Source organism: Microbacterium kunmingense, assembly GCF_023155745.1.
Classification (GTDB): domain Bacteria; phylum Actinomycetota; class Actinomycetes; order Actinomycetales; family Microbacteriaceae; genus Microbacterium; species Microbacterium kunmingense.
In genome coordinates, this window is record NZ_JAKNUS010000002.1 from 360,862 (window position 1) to 379,672 (window position 18,811).

At 69.6% G+C, this 18,811-nt stretch carries 19 protein-coding genes; 6 read left to right on the top strand and 13 right to left on the bottom strand.

All coding sequences use genetic code 11. From position 1 onward, the window contains the following. Positions 1-19: 19 nt before the first annotated feature. From MA875_RS04410 to nagA, 4 genes are all read right to left on the bottom strand, one after another. Positions 20-790 (bottom strand): LLM class flavin-dependent oxidoreductase, encoded by a 771-nt coding sequence (locus MA875_RS04410; RefSeq protein ID WP_248240517.1) that lies wholly within the window; start codon positions 788-790, stop codon positions 20-22. Positions 791-819: 29 nt separating this feature from the next. After that, positions 820-3,369 (bottom strand): ATP-dependent Clp protease ATP-binding subunit, encoded by a 2,550-nt coding sequence (locus MA875_RS04415; protein ID WP_248240518.1) that lies wholly within the window; start codon positions 3,367-3,369, stop codon positions 820-822. 112 nt (positions 3,370-3,481) lie between these two features. Continuing rightward, entirely contained in the window at positions 3,482-4,276 is a 795-nt protein-coding gene (locus tag MA875_RS04420) for a hypothetical protein (protein WP_248240519.1), read from the bottom strand. Next, positions 4,273-5,427 (bottom strand): N-acetylglucosamine-6-phosphate deacetylase, encoded by a 1,155-nt coding sequence (gene nagA / locus MA875_RS04425; protein WP_248240521.1) that lies wholly within the window; start codon positions 5,425-5,427, stop codon positions 4,273-4,275. The genes MA875_RS04420 and nagA overlap by 4 nt, the downstream gene beginning before the upstream one ends. Positions 5,428-5,483: 56 nt before the next feature. Between nagA and MA875_RS04430 the strand changes: the two genes are divergently transcribed. After that, complete coding sequence (locus MA875_RS04430; RefSeq protein WP_248240523.1) at positions 5,484-6,221, top strand: EI24 domain-containing protein; 738 nt, start codon at positions 5,484-5,486, stop codon at positions 6,219-6,221. Here MA875_RS04430 and MA875_RS04435 read toward each other — a convergent pair. Both MA875_RS04435 and MA875_RS04440 read right to left on the bottom strand, forming a co-directional pair. After that, positions 6,218-6,628, bottom strand: a complete 411-nt coding sequence (locus tag MA875_RS04435) for a DoxX family protein (RefSeq protein WP_248240524.1) — start codon at positions 6,626-6,628, stop codon at positions 6,218-6,220. The two genes, MA875_RS04430 and MA875_RS04435, sit on opposite strands and share 4 nt — an antisense overlap. A 24-nt stretch (positions 6,629-6,652) precedes the next feature. Further along, on the bottom strand, positions 6,653-7,117 hold the full coding sequence (locus MA875_RS04440) for a DUF3817 domain-containing protein (RefSeq protein WP_248240526.1): 465 nt from the start codon (positions 7,115-7,117) through the stop codon (positions 6,653-6,655). A 108-nt stretch (positions 7,118-7,225) separates the two neighbouring features. Between MA875_RS04440 and MA875_RS04445 the strand changes: the two genes are divergently transcribed. Then, the gene (locus MA875_RS04445) at positions 7,226-8,332 is read left to right on the top strand and encodes a class I SAM-dependent methyltransferase (protein ID WP_248240528.1); all 1,107 of its coding nucleotides are present in this window, start codon (positions 7,226-7,228) and stop codon (positions 8,330-8,332) included. Between the two features lies 1 nt (position 8,333). Then, a complete protein-coding gene (locus MA875_RS04450) occupies positions 8,334-9,032 on the top strand; it encodes a GAP family protein (RefSeq protein ID WP_248240530.1) in 699 nt (232 codons plus the stop codon). Positions 9,033-9,128: 96 nt separating this feature from the next. Here the strand turns inward: MA875_RS04450 and MA875_RS04455 are convergent, their stop codons facing one another. Further along, positions 9,129-10,541, bottom strand: coding sequence for an HNH endonuclease signature motif containing protein (locus tag MA875_RS04455; RefSeq protein WP_248240531.1), 1,413 nt, complete (start codon positions 10,539-10,541; stop codon positions 9,129-9,131). 107 nt (positions 10,542-10,648) lie between these two features. Beyond that, positions 10,649-11,125 (bottom strand): Lrp/AsnC family transcriptional regulator, encoded by a 477-nt coding sequence (locus MA875_RS04460; protein ID WP_248240532.1) that lies wholly within the window; start codon positions 11,123-11,125, stop codon positions 10,649-10,651. Between the two features lie 117 nt (positions 11,126-11,242). Between MA875_RS04460 and MA875_RS04465 the strand changes: the two genes are divergently transcribed. Beyond that, entirely contained in the window at positions 11,243-12,439 is a 1,197-nt protein-coding gene (locus MA875_RS04465; RefSeq protein WP_248240533.1) for a trans-sulfuration enzyme family protein, read from the top strand. Between the two features lie 225 nt (positions 12,440-12,664). Here the strand turns inward: MA875_RS04465 and MA875_RS04470 are convergent, their stop codons facing one another. Next, positions 12,665-12,907 (bottom strand): DUF3263 domain-containing protein, encoded by a 243-nt coding sequence (locus MA875_RS04470; RefSeq protein ID WP_248240534.1) that lies wholly within the window; start codon positions 12,905-12,907, stop codon positions 12,665-12,667. 48 nt (positions 12,908-12,955) lie between these two features. On the opposite strand from MA875_RS04470, the gene MA875_RS04475 reads away from it, so the two are divergent. Together MA875_RS04475 and MA875_RS04480 are read left to right on the top strand one after the other, a co-directional pair. Then, positions 12,956-13,099, top strand: a complete 144-nt coding sequence (locus tag MA875_RS04475; RefSeq protein ID WP_248240535.1) for a hypothetical protein — start codon at positions 12,956-12,958, stop codon at positions 13,097-13,099. Between the two features lie 26 nt (positions 13,100-13,125). Further along, positions 13,126-13,482, top strand: a complete 357-nt coding sequence (locus MA875_RS04480; protein WP_248240536.1) for a hypothetical protein — start codon at positions 13,126-13,128, stop codon at positions 13,480-13,482. A 192-nt stretch (positions 13,483-13,674) separates the two neighbouring features. Here the strand turns inward: MA875_RS04480 and MA875_RS04485 are convergent, their stop codons facing one another. The 4 genes from MA875_RS04485 to MA875_RS04500 all read right to left on the bottom strand — a co-directional run bounded on the left by MA875_RS04485 (position 13,675) and on the right by MA875_RS04500 (position 18,810). Beyond that, positions 13,675-14,754: an O-antigen ligase family protein gene (locus MA875_RS04485; protein ID WP_248240538.1), complete on the bottom strand. Its 1,080-nt coding sequence runs from the start codon at positions 14,752-14,754 to the stop codon at positions 13,675-13,677. A gap of 308 nt (positions 14,755-15,062) precedes the next feature. Continuing rightward, the gene (locus MA875_RS04490; protein WP_248240539.1) at positions 15,063-16,913 is read right to left on the bottom strand and encodes a hypothetical protein; all 1,851 of its coding nucleotides are present in this window, start codon (positions 16,911-16,913) and stop codon (positions 15,063-15,065) included. 254 nt (positions 16,914-17,167) lie between these two features. After that, positions 17,168-17,497 (bottom strand): hypothetical protein, encoded by a 330-nt coding sequence (locus MA875_RS04495; RefSeq protein WP_248240540.1) that lies wholly within the window; start codon positions 17,495-17,497, stop codon positions 17,168-17,170. Positions 17,498-17,604: 107 nt separating this feature from the next. Beyond that, the gene (locus MA875_RS04500; protein WP_248240542.1) at positions 17,605-18,810 is read right to left on the bottom strand and encodes a hypothetical protein; all 1,206 of its coding nucleotides are present in this window, start codon (positions 18,808-18,810) and stop codon (positions 17,605-17,607) included. Position 18,811: the final 1 nt, after the last annotated feature.

The following is an 18,811-nucleotide window of genomic DNA, read 5'->3' on the forward strand; positions in this document are numbered from 1 at the left end:
ACGCCCCTCCGACACCCGGTCAGGGCGCGACGAGTTCCGCCCCGCGATCGATGAAGCGCCGGGCCGCGGGGGTGTCGGCGGGATCCGCGATGATCATCCTCAGCACCACCTCGTCGGCGGCGTGGAGATACGCCGGCAGGCGTGCGGCAGCGGCCTGCGGGGTGATGACCGTGTCGGCGGGTGACAGCCCGAGACGGGCGAAGTTCGCGGCGTACGCGGCATAGCCGGCGTACGCATCGCGCTCCGCCTCGAGCCGGGGCACCGCGTCGGGATCGAATGCGGCACGGACATACAGGGCCGCGTGCGCCCCCGCGTCGGCGTCATGCGCCTCCGCCGTCTGGATCGCCGCGATCTCGGGGTCCAGCCAGCTGAGCAGAACGCCGTCGCCCGCCGTGGCGCCGAGGCGTCGCATCCGCGGTCCGAGAGCGCCCACGACGATGCGGGCATCGATCGCCTCGCGAAGGGGGATGATCGCCTCGCGCACCGCATCGAGGGCACCGCGTCGACGTCCTCCGGAACCGATGCCCAGCGTGAGGCGGTCGCTCGGCAGCTCCCGCTCGCGGACCTGCTCGGCGATCTCCTCCCCCGATCGCCGATCCACCGGGAGGACGCCGGTGGCGAGCCCGAGGGTCTCGGTGACCTCGGCGACGGCCGCGAGCACCTCGAGCGCATCATGCCCCGGGGTGTCGTTGACCCACAGCGCGGCGAACCCGGCCCGTTCCACCGCCGGGGCGATCTCGCGGGCGAAGGCGGGCCCGGCCGCGGCGGCGATTCCGATGGAGCATGCCATGACCTCAGCATGCCCCATCGGACCGGGCGTCAGGCCGCAGCGGCGACCGTCGCGACGGCGGCGACCCGCAGCATCCCCTCCCGGGCGTCGAGTCGGACCGTTCCCCCGTCGCTGAGCTCACCGGAGACGAAGAGGTCGGCGATCCGGTCGTCGACCTCGCGCTGGATGAGGCGGCGCAGCGGCCGCGCCCCGTACTCGGGCTCGTAGCCGTTCTCCGCGAGCCACGCGATCGCGGTGTCGTCGATCTCGAGCGACACCTCGCGCGCGGCGAGCCGCACCCGGGTGGCGCCGAGCAGGAGGGCGACGATCTGCTCCAGCTGCTCCTTCTCGAGCTTGCGGAACAGCACGATCTCGTCGATCCGGTTGAGGAACTCCGGACGCATGGCGTCGCGCAGACGCCCCATCACGCGGTCGCGCAGGTCCTTCTCCGAGCCGAAGCCGGTGGCTCCGCCGCCGTCCGCGATGAAGCCGATGGCGCCCGACCGGGAGGCGAGGAACTCGCTGCCGATGTTGGAGGTCATGACGACCACCGTGTTGCGGAAGTCGACAGTGCGCCCCTGCCCGTCGGTGAGGCGACCGTCGTCGAGCACCTGCAGCAGCAGGTTGAACACGTCGGGGTGGGCCTTCTCGATCTCGTCGAAGAGGACGATCGAGTACGGGTTCCGGCGGACGCGCTCGGTCAGCTGGCCGGCCTCGTCGTAGCCGACGTACCCCGGAGGGGCGCCGACCAGACGCGACACCGTGTGCCGCTCGCCGAACTCGCTCATGTCGAAGCGGATGACCGCGCCCTCGTCGTCGAAGAGGGACTGCGCCAGGGCCTTTGCGAGCTCCGTCTTCCCCACCCCCGTCGGACCGAGGAAGAGGAACGAACCGACCGGGCGACGGCTGTCGCCCATGCCCGTGCGGTTGCGACGCACGGCCTTGGCGACGGCGGTCACCGCGTCATCCTGTCCGATCACCCGCGCGTGCAGCTCGCTCTCGAGCACGGCGAGGCGCTCCCGCTCGGTCTCGGTGAGCCGCTGGACGGGGATGCCGGTCGCGCGGCTGATCACCGCCGCGATCTCGGGCTCGTCCACGACGGCGGCGCCGACCCCGACACCGGACTCGGTCGCTTCGCGCAGGCGCTCCTGCACGGCGGCGATCTCGTCGCGGATCTGCGATGCCTCCTCGTAGCGCTCGGTCGAGACCGCCGCGTTCTTGTCGGCCTCGAGCGTGGCGAGCCGCTCCATCAGCTCGCGCGTGTCGACCTTCACGCCCAGGCGCAGCCGCAGGCGGGCGCCCGCCTGGTCGATGAGGTCGATCGCCTTGTCGGGAAGCACCCGATCGGTGAGGTAGCGGTCGCTCAGCTCGACGGCGGCGCGCAGCGCCTCGTCGGTGTAGGAGACGCCGTGGTGCTCCTCGTAGGCGCCGCGGAGCCCACGGAGGATCTCCACCGCGTCGGGGAGTGAGGGCTCGCCGACCTTCACCGGCTGGAAACGGCGTTCCAGCGCCGGGTCCTTCTCGATCGTCCGGTACTCCTTGAGCGTGGTGGCGCCGACGAGGTGCAGCTCACCGCGGGCGAGCCGGGGCTTCAGGATGTTGCCGGCGTCCATCGCGCCCTCGCCGCCGCCTCCGGCGCCGACGACGGTGTGCACCTCGTCGATGAAGACGATCAACTCCTGCGAGCGCTCCGCGATCTCGTTCATCGTGTTCGTCAGGCGCTCTTCGAAGTCGCCGCGGTAGCGGGTTCCGGCGAGCATGGCGGGAAGGTCCAGGGCGATCACGCGCTTGTCGCGCAGCTGCTCGGGGACGGCGCCCGACACGATCGCCTGCGCCAGACCCTCGACGATGGCGGTCTTGCCCACGCCCGCCTCGCCCACCAGAACGGGGTTGTTCTTGGTCCGGCGGCTGAGGATCTCGATGGTCTGCTCGATCTCGTCCGCGCGCCCGATGACGGGGTCGAGCAGACCGTCACGGGCACGGGCCGTCAGGTCGGTGCCGAAACGGTCGAGCATGGGGGAATCGGATGCCGCGGCATCCGCGTTCTCGTCCGTGCTCGCCCCACCGGGGGTGACCGTCTCGCGCACGCTCTGGGTGAGCGCCTCCGCGGTCACGCCCGCCTGCGCGAGGATCTGCCCGGCGGGGGTGTCCTGTGCCAGGACCAGGGCGAAGAAGAGGTGCTCGGGGTCGACGTAGGTCGAGCCTGAGGAGCGTGCCACCTGGAAGGCGTGGAAGAGGGCGCGCTGCACCGACGGGGTGACGACGGCGCCGTCGACGTCGGCGGCCGACGAGGCGGCGGGGAGCCGCTCCTCGGCGGCGCGGGCGATCGCGCCCGGGTCGGCGCCGATGCGGGCGACCGCGTCCTTCGCCGGTGCGTGGTCGACGAGGACGCGCAGGACGTGCAGCGCGTCGAGCTCTCGCTGGCCGCGCTCGAGGGCGTAGCGGCCGGAGCGCTGCAGCATCTCCTGCGTGCGGGCGCTCAGGAAGCGGCTGAGATCGATCGAGCGCTCCGCGCGTGCCCGCTCGCCCGCGAGGTAGCGAGCGAGGAACTCGTCGAACGCACTCTGACCGTCTCCGGTCGGGGGGAAGTCTTCGGGCATGTCACTCTCCGTGAATGGTGATGCGAAGCCTGCTCGGTCGCCCCTCGCGGGGAACTTGAGCAGACACGTATCAACTTCAACGCGAGTGGGCGACCACTATTCCCGCCGTCGCTCACCGAATCGACGGGTTCGGATCGTCCCAGGTCCGCACGGTCTCTGCGATCCAGAACGCCGCGAACAGCAGCAGGAGGGCGACCTCGCCGACCAGCACGAGGGGGTCGACGTCGGCGAGGAGGAACACCACGAAAAGGAAGGCGATCGCGGCGAGGATTCCGACGGCGAGCGCCCCGTAGAGCCCCCGCGAGACGGGGCTCGAGGAGGAGGGCACCCACGCGGTCCACCCGGCGACGGCGGCGACGAGGGCGAAGAAGGCCAGTGTCGCCGTCAGGTGGCCGAAGCGGAGCAGTCCGTCCAGGTCCACGGCCGCCCAGGTGGGGAACCCGACGATCAGGATCCCCGCGACCGCCGCGGTCGAGAGGACGCCGCGGGTGAGGCTCCTCTGGGCGCGCGCGACGACGAGGGCGGTGATGAGCGCCGCGATCCCGACGATCGCGAAGGTGAGGAGGCCGTTGACGACGTCGGCGTGCACGGCCTCGGGCACGACGCCGTCGACGGGCGTCGGGATGATGGCGATCAGCGGGGCGAGGACGGCAGCGATGTCGAGGAGCGCCTGCGGGACGCTCCGCCCCGACAGTGCGAGAAGAGCCAGGGAGACGGCGAAGAGCGACCCCGTGAACACGGTGCGGGCCGGGGTGTAGAAGCCGGCGCTCAGCGATTTCGGCGTCACACCGGTGCCGATCGCCACCGCGGCGACGGAGACGAGGATCGCGAGCACCGCTCCGAGGATGGCCAGCCGGACGTACCGGTAGGTGCGGGCGAGGGATGTCGCTGCGGCGACCTGGCTCACCGGAAGCGCCGCCCCGCCGCCCACACGGCTTCGACCTCGAGAGCAGAGCTCAGGAGCACGACGTCTGCGGCGAAACCGGGGTCGAGGCGTCCGAGTCGATCCGCTCGCCCGAGGACCGCCGCCGGTGTCTCGGTGAGTGCGGCGACGGCCGCGGGGAGGGACAGCCCCACGTCGTCGACGGCCCGGCGGAGCGCGGCGTCCTGGGTGAGGGTGGACCCGGCGATCGTCTCCGAGCCCGCGAGCCTCGCGACCCCTCCCGAGACCGTGACCTCCAGCTCGCCGAGGACGTAGTCGCCGTCGGCGGCGCCCGCGGCCGCCATCGCATCGGTGACGAGCGCGACGCGCCCCGGGGCGAGATCGAACAGCATGCGGACGACCGCGGGGTCGAGGTGACTGCCGTCGAGGATCGCCTCGAGGAAGACGCCCGGGGTGTTCACCGCGGCCAGCACCGGCCCCGGCGCCCGATGATGGATGCCGCGCATCGCATTGAACGCGTGGGTGAGAAGGGTCGCGCCCCGCTCGAACGCGGCGTCGGCGAGGTCACGGTCGGCACCGGTGTGGCCGACGGCCACGACGACGCCCGCGTGCGCGAACGTCTCGATCGCCGTCAGCGCCTGGGGTCGATCGGGGGCCACGGTGATCTGGATGAGGGCGTCGCCCGCGGCATCCCGCAGCCGACCGACCGTCGCCGGGTCGGGGTCGCGAAGAGCCTCGGGGTCGTGCGCGCCCCGGAAGTCGGGGTGGAGGAACGGTCCCTCCAGGTGCGCGCCGAGCACGCGGGGGTCGCGGGCCTTCGCCTCCGCGATCGCCGCCAGGCGCGAGGAGAGGACGTCGACGGGGGCGCTGACCAGCGACAGCACCGAACGCGTCGTGCCGTGGCGGGTGTGGGCGTCCACGACCCGGGCGATCGAGTCCGCCCCGTCGTCGACGGCCGCTCCCCCGCCGCCGTGGCAGTGGAGGTCGATGAACCCGGGGGTGAGGATGCCGCCGGCGGCGTCGACGACCTCCGCCGCCCCGTTTCGCGGCCAGTCATCGCCGGTGCCGCGGGCGGCGACGGCCCCGTCCTCGAGCAGCAGCCAGGCGTCGTCGGCGATCGCGCCGCCCGACACCAGCCGGGCAGAATGCAGGATCGTCGTGCCGGTCGCGCTCACTCCGCCACGATATCCGTCCCCGCCTCGCTATCCTTCACAGGGCCGGAAGGAGCGGGATGTCGGAGCTGTGGCGCGGGGTGGGGCTTCTCCTTCGCGGGTTCGGGTGGTGGGCGCGTCGCCCCGCGGCGATGGCCCTCGGGCTCATCCCGGCGATCGTGGTGGCCGCGGTCTTCCTCGTGGGGCTGATCGTCCTGGGCGCCTGGGTGCCCGAGGTGGCCGAGTGGCTCACGCCGTTCGCCGCGGGATGGCCGGAGTTCTGGACCGGGGTCCTCCGCATCGCCGTGAGCGCCGCGCTCCTGGGCGGGGCGGGCATCATCGCGATCGTGTCGTTCACCGCCGTCACACTCATCGTCGGCGAGCCGTTCTACGACCGCATCTGGCGGTCGGTCGAGAAGAGCGCGGGCGGCGACATCCCCGGCGTGGACTACGGCTTCTGGCGATCGGTCGGGGACGCGCTCTCACTTCTCGGCCGCGGCATCCTCATCGCGATCTGCGCCGCGCTCCTCGGGTTCATCCCGGTCGTCGGAACGGTCCTCGGGACGATCACCGGCACGGTGCTGACCGGCTGGATCCTCGCCGACGAGCTGACCTCGCGTGCGCTGACGGCCCGCGGGATCTCGCGGAAGGCGCGGCGTGCGCTCCTCCGCCGCGCCCGCCCGCGCGTCTGGGGGTTCGGGATCGCGACCCAGCTGTGCTTTCTCGTGCCCCTGGGCGCGGTGGCGGTCATGCCGGCGGCGACCGCGGGCGCGACGATGCTCGCGCGGACGCTCGTCGGGGAGGAGGCGAGCGGCTAGCGCCGTCCGTCCGGTGTGGACCACAGCGCCACGGCGACGAGGACCGGCTGGAAGAACAGCCGGAGGAATCGCTTCCGATCGGTGTCGAGGCCGAAGCCGTCGCGCTTCTTCAGGTACTGCTCGACATTGCCCGGGAAGATCGCGACGAAGAACGCGGCGAGGAAGTTCCCGAGCGTGCGGCGGGACCCCGGGAGGACGACGAGGGACGCCCCGAGCATGACCTCCAGCACCCCCGAGACGATGACGACGTCGTCCTTGTCGAATCCGGTTCCCCGGGTCGTCCAGTCGGGGACCTGCGCCTGGAACTCCTTGCGACCCCAGAACAGGTGGGTGAGGCCGGCGAAGACCATCGCGCCGGCCAGCGACCAACGGGCGAGGGTGCGCAGAGGGCTCCTGGTGTCCGGCATCTGGTCAGCCTAACCGCGCTGCGCTCAGTCCCGGCCGCCGGGAGGTCCGACGATCAGCAGCACGACGAACAGCAGCACGACGGCTGCCGCGATGAGGAGGGCGAGCACCCACGGGCGCTGGAGGAAGAACCGCAGCATCCGGTCCAGGATCCGGGCGTCGCGGGGGTCGGAGGTCTCCTGTGTGCGCCAGGCGCCGCGAAGCCGTCCGGACCGCTGCAACCAGATCTCGGTGGGGATCGTCGCGTAGGGGATCACGGCGCTTCCGATCGCCACGATCGCAGGCCCCGGCGCCCAGCGCTGGTTGAGCGCGACGAGGACCGCCGTCGCGCCGTAGGCGAGGAAGACGAAGCCGTGGATGCCGCCACCGATCGTCACCGCGATGTCAAGGCCCGCGGTCGCGCGGAGGATCAGTCCGGTGATGAGCAGGGTCCATGACACCGCCTCGGCGATGGCGAGGGTGCGGAAGAGGGTCAGGGGCGTGCGGAACACGGGTTCTCCTCGGCGAGGGACGGGGTTTCCAGCCTAGAGAAGCGCGGAGAGCGGCCCAGGTCGATCGTGTCGATGTCAAGAGATCGCGGCGGCGTTTAGCGTGGTGGTGTGGAGTTCCCCTTCGACGCGCTGAGGCGGTGGCCCGACGTCGAGGCACCGGATCTCGTCGCCGTCGACGCCGCCGACCGGCTGATCCTGGATCTGTCCCGAGACGCGCGTTCAGACGCGGCACCGGGCGGGGTCGTCGTGATCGGCGATGCCTACGGGGCGCTCTCCCTCGCTTCGGCCGTCGACGGCCCGCCCGTGCGGGTGCACCAGGACTCCCTTCTCGGTGAGCAGGCGCTGGCCGCGAACGCCGCGAGGCTCGGGATGATCGGTCGGACGGAGTCCCTCCCCCTGAACGCGGACCTCGTTCGCGACGCGCGGCTGGTGCTCGTGCGCCTTCCTCGTTCTCTGGACGCGCTGGAGGACATCGCGGGGCTCATCGCGAAGTACGCCGACCCCCGGGTGCGGGTCTTCGCCGGCGGGCGGGTGAAGCACATGGCCCTCACCATGAACGCCGTCCTGCGAAGGCACTTCGGGCGTCTGGACATCAGCCCGGCGCGGCAGAAGGCACGCGTCCTCATCGCCGCGGAACCCTACGGCGGCCACGATCCCGAGCCGAGGCGCGCACGCGTCGGGGATCTCGAGGTCTGCGCCTTCGGCGGCGTCTTCGCCGGCGCCGGCCTCGACATCGGCACACGGTTCCTGCTGGAGAACCTGCCGCAGGAGATATCGGATGACGCTGTCGTCGTCGACCTCGCCTGTGGCACGGGTGTCGTGGGTGTGACCCTCGCCCAGCGTCATCCTCGCCTTCGGATCCACGCCTCGGACGTCTCGGCCGCCGCCGTCGCCTCGGCGCGGGCCACGGCTGCCGCGAGCGGCGTCGCGGAGCGCGTCGAGGTGATCCAGGATGTCGGCCTGTCCCGCCTCGCCGATGGTGTGGCCGACCTGATCGCACTGAACCCGCCGTTCCACACCGGCGCAGCCGTGCACGAGCGGCTCGCCCACGGTCTGTTCAAGGATGCCGCTCGGGTACTCGCCCCGGGCGGGGAGCTCTGGACTGTCTGGAATTCGCATCTCCGCTACCGGTCGGCACTCGAACGACTCGTCGGTCCCACGCGCCAGGTCGCCCGGAACGCGAAGTTCACCGTCACCGTGTCCAGGAGCGCCTGACATGCACGACGTCGGCCGGTGGACCGTCGCCCTCTCGACGCTGATCGGTCTGGGGCTGGCGCTCGGATTGAACCCCACTCTGTACGGCGCAACGGCCGACATGCTGGCGCGCAATACGCAGGTGGCTGCGCGGATGGCGTGGATGGTCGGGGGCCTTGCAACGGGAGCCACGATCCTCTTCGTGGCCCTGCAGAGCTTCAACCCGGCCAACCTGGTCAGTGCGGTAGAGCGCGAGGCCGACGCCCTGGCGCTCAGCCGCACCGTCGACCTCATCGCCGGCGTGGTCTTCCTGGCCGCGGCGGTCGGTGTCGTCATCTGGCGCCTTCGGGTCCCTCGACGGGCAGCGTCCGCCCGCCCGACGCAGGCGCGCGCGCATCCGGGCAGCTACTTCTGGCTGGGTCTCAGCTGCTCGATCGTCGGCTTCACGACGCTGCCGATCATGTACACCACGGGCCGCGTGACCGCGGGGCTCAGCGACGAGGTGGTCCCTCGGATTCTGGCCTACGCCGTCTTCCTTCTCGCTCTCATCGCCCCCTTCGTCCTGCTCGCCGGTCTGTGGTCGCGGCTGCCCGGTACTGCCGCCTTCGTCTCGCGCACCTACGACCGACTTATCCACCTCGACTACCGGTGGACGTACGCGGTGGTCCTGGCCGTCGCCGGCATCGTGTGTCTCGGCTTCGGACTTCTGGCCGGGCGATGACGGGAGGGCACGTCGTCCCTTCTCAGGCACGGCGTCCGCACGCTCTGACGCGACGGCCGTCGTCAGAGCGGCGGGGTCGCCCGAGCGGCGGGGTTGTCAGAAGGGTGGGGGTTGTCGGGGGTCGTCGGGGTGTTCGCTGGTGATGCGGAACTCGATGCCGGGGTTGGTCCAATTCGCCCACACGTCCTCAGGCAAATCCTCCTCCGGGGTGAAATGCACCCCGTGTCCGGGTGGGTTGTCGATGTAGACCCGGCCGGTCGGGGAGGTCCACTCGATGACGCCGCCGTCGAGTTGTTTCACTTTCCAGGCGGTGAACTGTTTCATGCTGTGGTGTCGTTGGCACAGGCAGCACAGGTTGCAGATCTCCGTCTTCCCGCCCAGGGCCGCGTCATGGTTGTGGTCGACTTCGCATTTCCTCGCGGGCATGCGGCAGCCGGGCCATCGGCAGTGCTTGTCCCGGCCTTTGAGGTACCGGTCCATGGCTGTGGTGCGCTGGTAGGTGTCCACCGCCATCGTCAACCCGGTGATGGGGTGGGTAAGTAGCCGTTCCCACGTGTCGTAACTGTTTCCCGCCAGCAGCCTCGCGGTTCCCGCATCGATCGGTCCCACCCCGGCGAGGTCGCAGGGGACATCGCTTTGCCCCATGAGCGCCATCACCGGGATCACGACCTGCACCTTCGCTTTGATCGCGCCGAGCCCGCCCGCCCGGCCGCCCGGGCGGCCGCCCGGGCGGCCACCGTCACCGACGGGGTCACTGGTGGGGTCGATGGTGGGGATGGCGGTGAGGAGCATGTCGGCGAACAGGTCCGCACGGACCTCGTCCAGGGACCGGGTATCACCGGATTCCGGTTCCCGGGCGGCGATGACGACGTTGGCCTGGTCGGTGACGCGTTGGAAGATCCCCTCGATCAACACCGAGGAGTGCACAGACCGCAGCTCTGACATCCCCTCCCCGATCGTGTACCGGACGATCTTCCGCCCCCGAAACGCCTCACCATGTCGTTCGGTGAGGGTGCGCGGGTTCATCCGCTCCGCGAGGATCTCGAGATCCGCGCGGGCACGGCCCGGGGTCTCGTCCAGGCAGATCTCCGCGGCGAGCTGATCGAACTCACCCTTCACCTCCGGCGGCAGCCGCCGGCCGATGTCCTCCACCACCGCCACATGCGCCCGCGTGAGCAACCCCTTCTCCCAGCAGTGCACCGTCGCGGGGAAGTCGTTGACCAGCGTGTAGGCGGAGTCGATCTGGCGCTGCACCGCGCGGTCGGACACCCGCACCGCCGCCGCGATCTCCGCCGCCACACCCCGGAGCGCCATATCCCGGTCCCGCACCACCGCGGACGACCCCTCCGCCAACCGCGCCGCGAACGCACCCGCCTCAGCCAGCGCCCGCGCCTGCTCAGCTTCGGCAGCCGCGAGCGCCACCTGCGCGGCCTCCACCCGGGTGAGCACACCGGTCAGCTCACCACGGTCCTCGTCGCTGAGGAGGGTAAGCCGCGGGTTCGAACGCATGTATGAAGCATCCCACCACCCTCCGACATCCACACCCGAAACCCTCAACCAGAGGTTGAACCCGAATCAAGGCCAGAGGCGCCGGCCCCAGCCGGAAGAAACCCCGCTCAGATGAGTGGACCCTGACCATCGCGCACCTCGAAGAGGAGCTGCGTCTCGGTCGCCCGCACAACGGGGTGCACGGTGATGTGCTCCAACACCACATCGCGCAGCGCTTCCGGATCGCGCACGGCCACATGGACGAGGAAGTCGTCCACTCCGGCGACGTGGAAGACACGCAGCGCGGACGGGATCGCACAGAGCGCATCGAACAGGTTGCGGACGCGAGAGGCGGAGTGGCTCCCCAGCCGGACGCGGATGAGCGCCTGGATCGGATAGCCCAGCGCAGCCTCGTTCACGCGCACCTGGGATCCGCGGATCACTCCCCGCGCGCGCAGCACGCGAACCCGATGGGCACACGTGGACTCGGCCAGGCCGAGCTGTTCGGCAAGAGCCCGGTTGGTGAAGTCGCCGTCACGCTGAAGCAGCCGCAGGATGCGGAGGTCGGTGTCATCCAGGAGCTCATCTCCGCTTTGAGATTTCATCAAGAACCCCTCCCCCGAACGCACCCGTCATGGAGAAAATTCGGATCAGCCACGCTTCTTCCGCTCTTTCAGCCGGCAGACCGGCCGCCTTCTTGCGATTACCCTCACACTAGCTGCATGGAATCTGCTCACCGCCACCACGACACCGTCGCCGTGCACGCCGGACGGGCCGACCTCGAGGGTCTCGGCGTTCACGCGCTCCCGATCGACCTGTCGACGACGAACCCCATCCCCGACCTGGAAGCCGGCGGGCTGTCGTACGAATCCATGGCGAGCGGGGGGCACCCGCTCGCCGACGGCGGGCTCGTCTACGCGCGGCTGTGGAATCCCACCGTCGCCCGCTTCGAGAGCGCGCTGGCCGAACTCGAGGGCGCCGAGGAGGCAGTCGCTTTCGCCTCGGGCATGGCGGCGATGACCGCCGCGATCATCGCCCACAGTGCGGCGTCGGGGAGATCCCACATCATCGCGGTGCGCCCGCTCTACGGCGGGACCGACCACCTGCTTTCGTCGGGACTCCTCGGCATCGAGGTCACGTACTGTCACGAGGACGAGATCGCCGCCGCCATCCGACCCGACACGGGGCTGATCGTCGTCGAGACGCCCGCCAACCCCACGCTCGACCTCGTCGACATCGCTGCGGTGGTGGCGTCGGCCGGCGGCATCCCGGTCCTCGTCGACAACACGTTCGCCACACCACTGCTGCAGAACCCGGTCGCGCTCGGAGCGACGATGTCGCTGCACAGCGCCACGAAGTACCTCGGCGGACACGGCGACGTCATCGCCGGTGTCATCGCATGCGATGCCGAGACCGCTGCCGCGCTCCGTCGAGTGCGCGCGGTGACCGGTGGGCTCCTGCACCCCCTCGGCGCGTACCTGCTCCACCGAGGACTGCCGACCCTGCCGGTGCGTCTGGAACGGCAGCAGGGTTCGGCGCGCCGGCTGGTGGAATGGTTGCAGGAGCAGCCGGAGATCGCAGAGGTGCACTACCCCGGACTGGACGGGGATCCGCGCGGTCTGCTCCGACGTCAGATGCGAGGAACCGGCGCGATGATCTCGGTGAGACTTCGCGGAGGGTTCGAGGCCGCGGCCGCCGCCACCTCAGCGGTCACGCTCTTCACGCACGCCGTGTCGCTGGGAGGGGTCGACTCCCTCATCCAGCACCCGGCTGCCCTGACGCACCGCCCGGTCCCCCCGCACGCGCGGCCGCACGCGGGTCTCGTGCGACTGTCGATCGGGCTCGAACACGTTGACGATCTCCGCAACGACCTCGCCCGCGCGCTGCGCGCGATTCCCGCCGAGCTGGTCAGCGCGTAACCCCACCCGGCGTCAGGATCGGGAGGTCAGAAGTCCCAGTCGTCGTCCTCGGTCGCGACGGCCTTGCCGATGACGTACGACGAGCCCGACCCGCTGAAGAAGTCGTGGTTCCTTTCCCGTGGCGGCCGTCAGCGGCTCACCCGCGGAATTACGCCCATCCGAGCCCGATAGAGCACGGCAAAACCCGATATCGGTCGCCGAACCTGTGGGCAAAATGTGGGCAAGTCACCCCGCCCTGCGCGGCTCGCGCGCCGCTCGTCGAACCTCCCGCACGCGCCGCAGACGGTGCGTCAGCATCGGGTTAAGCTCGAGCGCCTCACGGGTGTCGATCGCCCGATCGAGAAGCTGGTAATAGCGAGCGGGCGGAACCTCGAAGCGGGCACGGATCGCCTCTTCCTTCCAGCCCGAGTGACGCGGATGCGCGCCCTCGAAAGCGAGGAGCTCGTCGACGGGGATGGGGGCAGACATGGCATTTAGGATGCCACCGGCCTCCGACATCGACGTAGGCTCACGGTCATGATCGATGACCTCGAGCAGCCGCGCTGCCCCACCTGCCACACGGTGATGCGCGACGACCCGCGCGGGTTCGAGTGCGTCACCTGCGGCACGGTTCACCTCCGCGACGGGGGACGGTTCCAGCGCGTCGTTGACGCCGGGTAACATCATCGTTCTCGGCCGGAGGAAGGATGACCCGGCCACCCGTGACGAAGAACCGCCGCTACGAAGCGCACTACGACAACCTCAACGACCAACGCATCCAGCAAGGCACCAGTCGCCGACGCGCCTGCACCCTCGGGAGCAACGCCTACGGACCGCAGCCGATCCAGTGGGCTCCGCGCGGGCAGCTTCCGAAAGTGTGGGCGTGGATCTCTTGGGCGGATGATCCCGCCTCCCGCATCCCCGCCGAGGCGTCCGGCTGGAACGACCGCGTCGTGATTGTCGAGTGGGAAGACGACGGAGGGCGTCGCAGCGTCGTCGTGTGGCGGAACGCGGTCAGCCGCAGAAACGACAGAAACGCCCCGCGTCCACCCACCCGAGGGTGAGGGACGCGGGGCGTCGATGTGTATCTATCTGAGGGAGAAGGTGGCTGCCTGTAGGCGGACGCGTCCTGTCCGCGGTAGTTTCTTCAGCGTGGAGCGGACACCATTCGAGAAGCTTGGGGACTGGATCTCATCCCACCGGGCGACGATTGTCCGCCAGCGGTGGCAGATCGTGGCCGTGACCGTTCTGGCGGTCTACATCCTCGCGTTGGCAATAGCGAACTGAGGCGCTGTGCCCGCCCTGGGGGAGGCGAGAATCTGCGCGTTCAGTAGCACCCCGCCAGCGAGAATCAGAAACACCAGATTCTGCGGGTCGCCGATCACCGACGAGTTGTCGCCGAGGCCGTGAACGAAAGCCCAAAGGAACGCTGTCCCGGCGAGTGCGAAGCCGAGCCGTTCGTGCTTGGTCGCATTGACCGTTTGAGCCCTGAGCATAATCGTCAACACCACGATCACGAGCGCGACATTCGCGGTGGCGAACCCGAGGCCACCGTCCAGCCAGGCTTGCAGGAGCCAGTTGTGCACCGGGCGTGACGAGAAACCGAGGACAAATGTCCCCGCTTCGAGTTCGCGGGTCCAGTTCCCGAACCCGAGGCCGAACACCGGTGATCCGCCGATGGCGTTCAGTGCCGCACCCCACAAGATGAGCCGCGGTGTGAGGGTGTCGGCCGACGCCTGCACGTACTCATCGGCCGTGCTGAGGAACACCTGCGCACCGACCACGGCGACAACGAGGGCGACGAGAACCGCCCCGATCCGGCCAGCGGGACGCTGCGACCCAGCGGCGCGGGCCAGGAAGAACGCGAACAGCGGCATGACGATCAGCAACGCAAGACCCGTCTTTGACCCCGTCGCAACGATGGCGCCCGCGAGCGGCAGCGCCACCCAGATCGGCCACCGCTTCCGCGCAAGCGCGGCGTACGCGAGATAGGTGACGAGCATGATTCCCATCACGAGCGATGCGCGGTTGACGCTGACGAACAGGAATCCGCCGGCGCGCTCGAGCGCCACGACGTTGTTGTATCCCTGCTCGGTAGTGAGCGCCTGGCCAGCGCCCCCGAGGAACGGACGGCTCAGCCCCGACGCGTAGTAGTTCGCTTCAACGGTGGGAACGAACCGGAACAGCACGGTCGTCGCCGCCTGGGCGAGGGCGACCGGCGCCATAGCGGCGAGTATCTTCCCGGCTGCGGGGAGCCCGTCGCTCTGGATCATGTTCACGGCGACGACGGTCAACGTTCCGAGCGCGAACCATCGAGCCGCGGTGATGAACGCCAACGGTCCCGGCTCCGACCACACGGCCGACGCGGCAGCGACCACCGCACCGACCATGAGCACAGTCACGAGGGCCGATAGCCCCCTGACCGGCTGTGCAGGTCGGCGTCCACGGAGCAGACCCATCAACCCGCCGACGACCGCGAACACGGGGACGCCGAGAGCAGCGACACCCGAGAACAGGGAGCTCGCCCAGCCCAGGCCGGTGAGCATCCACGACCGCCTGACGGCGATCCCGATCAGCAGCAGGACCGGGATCGCCGCCAGCAAGACTAGGGTCTCCACCCCTGCATCTTGCCACGCGCGGTGCTCTACGCGACGCCCACCAGCAGGGGGACGCGGTTCATCGACGGTGTGAGGTTCGCGCCCGACGGTGCCGGGTTCGGGGCGGGATGCGCCGAGACCGACACGCTCCGGTAGTAGAACCCGGCTTGCAGGGAGGACGCGGTGCCGCTCAGACCCGCGAACACCGCGGTGACGTTGTCGCAGGACAGCGCGAGGAAGTCACCCGGCTCCACGTCGACCGCGGCACCGAGCGAAACCTCCGCGTACCCGACCGCGGGACACGCAACCGCGCCAGACGTCGCAGCGCGGGCCCCGGGCACCAGCGCACCCCCAGGCCCGCCCGCGCCACGGTAGACGGCGACGCTGATGTTCCCGTTCGACACCATCACCTCGAGAGCGATCTTCGAGATACGCCCGCCCTCCGTCACAGCGGCGAACGCGATCAGGTTGGACGTCGGCCACGTCTGATTCGTGACGACAGCCGCCCCACGGTCGAAGCCGCGGAGCGCTAGTTGAGACACGGCCTTCCCCGACGCGATCTCACTCCCCGACAGGTCTCCGACAATCGCGCCCGAGATCCGCTTCGGGGAAACACCGATCGCGCGAAGCTTCCCCGACAGGCGGATGTTGAGTGCGCCAGCACCGCGGAACCCGTCGCCAACGATTGTCAGATCGCCGCCGTACGTGGTGCCCGTCCCGTCGAGGTTGGAACCCGCGAACACGAGTTCACCGGAGCCCTCGATACGTCCGGTCTGAACGTCGAGGACGATGTCGGTTGCCTGCTCAATCACCGCGAGCCCGCGGCCTGAGTAGACGGTTGCCTCGGGCGCCACGATCCGCATCCCGGAGGAGGCGGCGCAAGCAAGGAAGGCGACCCCGCGGCCCGTGTAAGAGGGATCGATCACGCGGAAGCGCTTGTCGGGACCGTATTGACCGTTCCCGAACTGCCACCCCGAGGAGAAGGATCGTTCGTTAACGACAGTGTCACGCTTCGAGTAACAGTCCACGGCGCCGTGACCGTGGGTCTGGAAAGCCCCGAAGTAGGTGTTGTGCGCCGTCGCGTCGACCGAGCCGCACCGCACCGCCTGAACATGCGTTACGTGGTGGCGGGCGCCGCGCGACTCTCCTCCCACAACCTTTGAATCGGTGGACCGAATGAACCGCACAAGGTGTCCACAGCCTGACGTTGCGGGACGGAATGGGTCTACGCCGTTGACGTTGATCTCGGCATTCGCGGAGTCCCACACCTTCGCGGCGACGCCCTGCCACCCGATCACGGTGACGTCATCCACACGTGCGTCGACCGTGTAACGGAAGCTTAGGAGGTCGGCGTGGCTGCCGTAGATGCTGTTCGCTGTGACCGGGTCGTTCCCCGGGTTCGTGTCTCGGATGGTCCCGTTAGAAATGCGGGGGGAGGTGATCACGTTCAGTTTCACGAGCTGCGGGCTCACAGTCATACCCCACGGTGCTGGCGCGGCGAGGGTCACCGTGGACGCTCCGATGGCGACGATGGTTGTGAGGAACCTCTGACCGGTGGAGAACCAGGCGCCCGTGTCCCACTTGAGCAGTTCGGTCGAGTCTCGGATCTGCACCCAGTCACCGACAGCGAGTCCGCTGACGCTGTTCACCGACACGGTGAAGTCGCCCTCTGTCACCGAGGCGGTGATCGTCTTGAACGCGCCTTCCGATCCCGCGAACCCGAACAGGGGGGCCTCCGTGGATGAGCCCGTCCGGGTGCGGGTGATGACGGTTGAGCCGTTCAGGTCGAAGTGAAGCGCCTTATTGATCGTGATCGGGTCGATGCGGTAACGCCCCGCGCGGTCGAACAGGATCGTCGCCCCCGCCGGGGCCGCGTCTACTAGAGCTTGCAGTGCCACGGTGTCATTTGTGCCCGAGCCGCTTGCGTCGTTGCCCACCCAGTTCCCGACGAGTCCGTTCTGCCAAACGGGGATAACGGCGGCGTTGCGACTAGCAAACGCGGCAGAAAGGGCCTCTTTCGCCGGCCCGTTCTGAGTGACCGCGTCCGCGATCGCCTGCTGCGTCGGAACGGTGTTCGGACCTGCCGGGCCGACGGGACCCGCGGGACCAACCGGACCTGCCGGGCCGCGAACGCTTCCGATGAGAACCTTGCTCACTGCTCGTACCTCCACACGTTTCCTGTGTCACTGTCAAATCCGAGATCCCCGTTCACGGCGGTCGGCGGGAAGTCCAGACCTCCCGTGAGATCCCACCAGTAGGGGTTGGCGCCGCCCTCACCGCCGCCGCGGTTGAAAAGGAGCTCGCTGTACGACATCGTCTGGACGTCGGGGACGGACAGCGTGAAGCGAGCCACATTCTCGCCGTCGAGATCCTGCTCGAGCTCGAGGTACACGCCTTCCGGCGTTGCGGGAAGCGACCATGCGCCCGACGCGACAGTAGGAATGCCGTCGCGAACGTTGGCGGTGCTGGCGGCCTGGGTCACGTGGCCGGCTCCAGTATCGAAGGGCCGGGATGCGACGACGCGGAGAATCCCGTTCGCCGGCCTCCCCGCGGAATCGAGAATCGGACCTGTGATCGTAGGCATCCGGCCTACCCCCTGTTCGTTTCGTCAATGCGGCCCTGCAGGGCGCGCAGCTGGTTGGAGAGCCACTGGCGGTCGCTCGAGGGAACGGGGTAGCCGCCAGCGACGCGCTCGGGCGCGCACTGCAGCGTGACGTCGCCCTCGGCGTCGAACGAGATCCGGACGATGCGGACGCGGTAGATGCCGGCGGGGACGCGGGCGGTCGCGGCAACCTTGATCTTGGCCCAGTCCCCCGGCCAGTAGGTTCCGAGCTTCGGGTCCTCGTCGCGCGAGACCTTGAGGGTGAAGGTCTCGGTGAACGCGGAGTAGCGGACAACGGCCTCGTCGACGTACGCCTGCAAGGTCTCTGCACGGAGGACGCTGTTGCGGTTCTCGACGGTCTCCATCATCGGGAAGCCGGCGTCCAGCAGCGCGGTCGAGGACGCCTTCGCCTCGAGGCGGATCTGTGTCTCGTCGTTCGTCGCGCCGACGCCCCACGCGTGCGTGGCGAGATCGCGGCCGTCGCGGTCGAGGTCCGAGATGTAGGCGTTCGGTCCGGGCGCCGACACGTCCCAGTAGTGGTCGACGCCGCCCTGCGTGAGATCGGGGTCGCCGGTGAGCAGATCCCAGCGGACGTGGCGCGGGCCGTCGAGCTTCGGGCGGAAGGCGATGTCGGGACCGTCCTCGACCTCCGTGAGGTTCGTGAGGGCCTCGGCAACCCACATGAGATCCGCGCCGGGGTACTCCCGTTCGTTGGTGCCGGCAAAGTCGGGCTCGTAGTCGATCGGGATGCCGGCGGCCGGCCAGGCACAGGCCTGCTCGACGAGCCGCTTCGCGATCGTGCGGAGCGAAGTGTTGGTCCACTTCGAGGTGACGTTCGAGGGAAGCTGCGCGGCCGTGAGGACGGGGAGCACCTTGCGCTTGGCGAAGTACTCCCACGCGCCGGCGGCGGTGAGCGTCGACGAGTAGGGGAAGGCGAACGGGTCGCCCTGGATCTGGCCGGCGGCGAGGAGGACGCCGTTCTCGACCCAGCCGATGAAGTCGCGCTGCGGGAGCAGCTGGTTGGGGATGTCGAGGGCGACGTCGGTGGCCGGATCCACGTACGGCAGCTGCAGCTGCGCCCGCAGGGTCTCGGGGGCGTTGAGCGTGAGCTCCACGCCGCACGAGAGCGGGACCAGCTTGCGCAGGGTGATCTCTCCGGAGAGGAATCGCCCGCCCACGAGGTATCCGGCCACC

What these genes read in the sequence shown, in the direction of transcription:
- MA875_RS04410 (WP_248240517.1), bottom strand. Translation starts at nt 790, where the DNA reads ATGGCATGCTCCATCGGAATCGCCGCCGCGGCCGGGCCCGCCTTCGCC.
- MA875_RS04415 (WP_248240518.1), bottom strand. Translation starts at nt 3,369, where the DNA reads ATGCCCGAAGACTTCCCCCCGACCGGAGACGGTCAGAGTGCGTTCGAC.
- MA875_RS04430 (WP_248240523.1), top strand. Translation starts at nt 5,484, where the DNA reads ATGTCGGAGCTGTGGCGCGGGGTGGGGCTTCTCCTTCGCGGGTTCGGG.
- MA875_RS04435 (WP_248240524.1), bottom strand. Translation starts at nt 6,628, where the DNA reads ATGCCGGACACCAGGAGCCCTCTGCGCACCCTCGCCCGTTGGTCGCTG.
- MA875_RS04450 (WP_248240530.1), top strand. Translation starts at nt 8,334, where the DNA reads ATGCACGACGTCGGCCGGTGGACCGTCGCCCTCTCGACGCTGATCGGT.
- MA875_RS04455 (WP_248240531.1), bottom strand. Translation starts at nt 10,541, where the DNA reads ATGCGTTCGAACCCGCGGCTTACCCTCCTCAGCGACGAGGACCGTGGT.
- MA875_RS04460 (WP_248240532.1), bottom strand. Translation starts at nt 11,125, where the DNA reads ATGAAATCTCAAAGCGGAGATGAGCTCCTGGATGACACCGACCTCCGC.
- MA875_RS04465 (WP_248240533.1), top strand. Translation starts at nt 11,243, where the DNA reads ATGGAATCTGCTCACCGCCACCACGACACCGTCGCCGTGCACGCCGGA.
- MA875_RS04470 (WP_248240534.1), bottom strand. Translation starts at nt 12,907, where the DNA reads ATGTCTGCCCCCATCCCCGTCGACGAGCTCCTCGCTTTCGAGGGCGCG.
- MA875_RS04475 (WP_248240535.1), top strand. Translation starts at nt 12,956, where the DNA reads ATGATCGATGACCTCGAGCAGCCGCGCTGCCCCACCTGCCACACGGTG.
- MA875_RS04480 (WP_248240536.1), top strand. Translation starts at nt 13,126, where the DNA reads ATGACCCGGCCACCCGTGACGAAGAACCGCCGCTACGAAGCGCACTAC.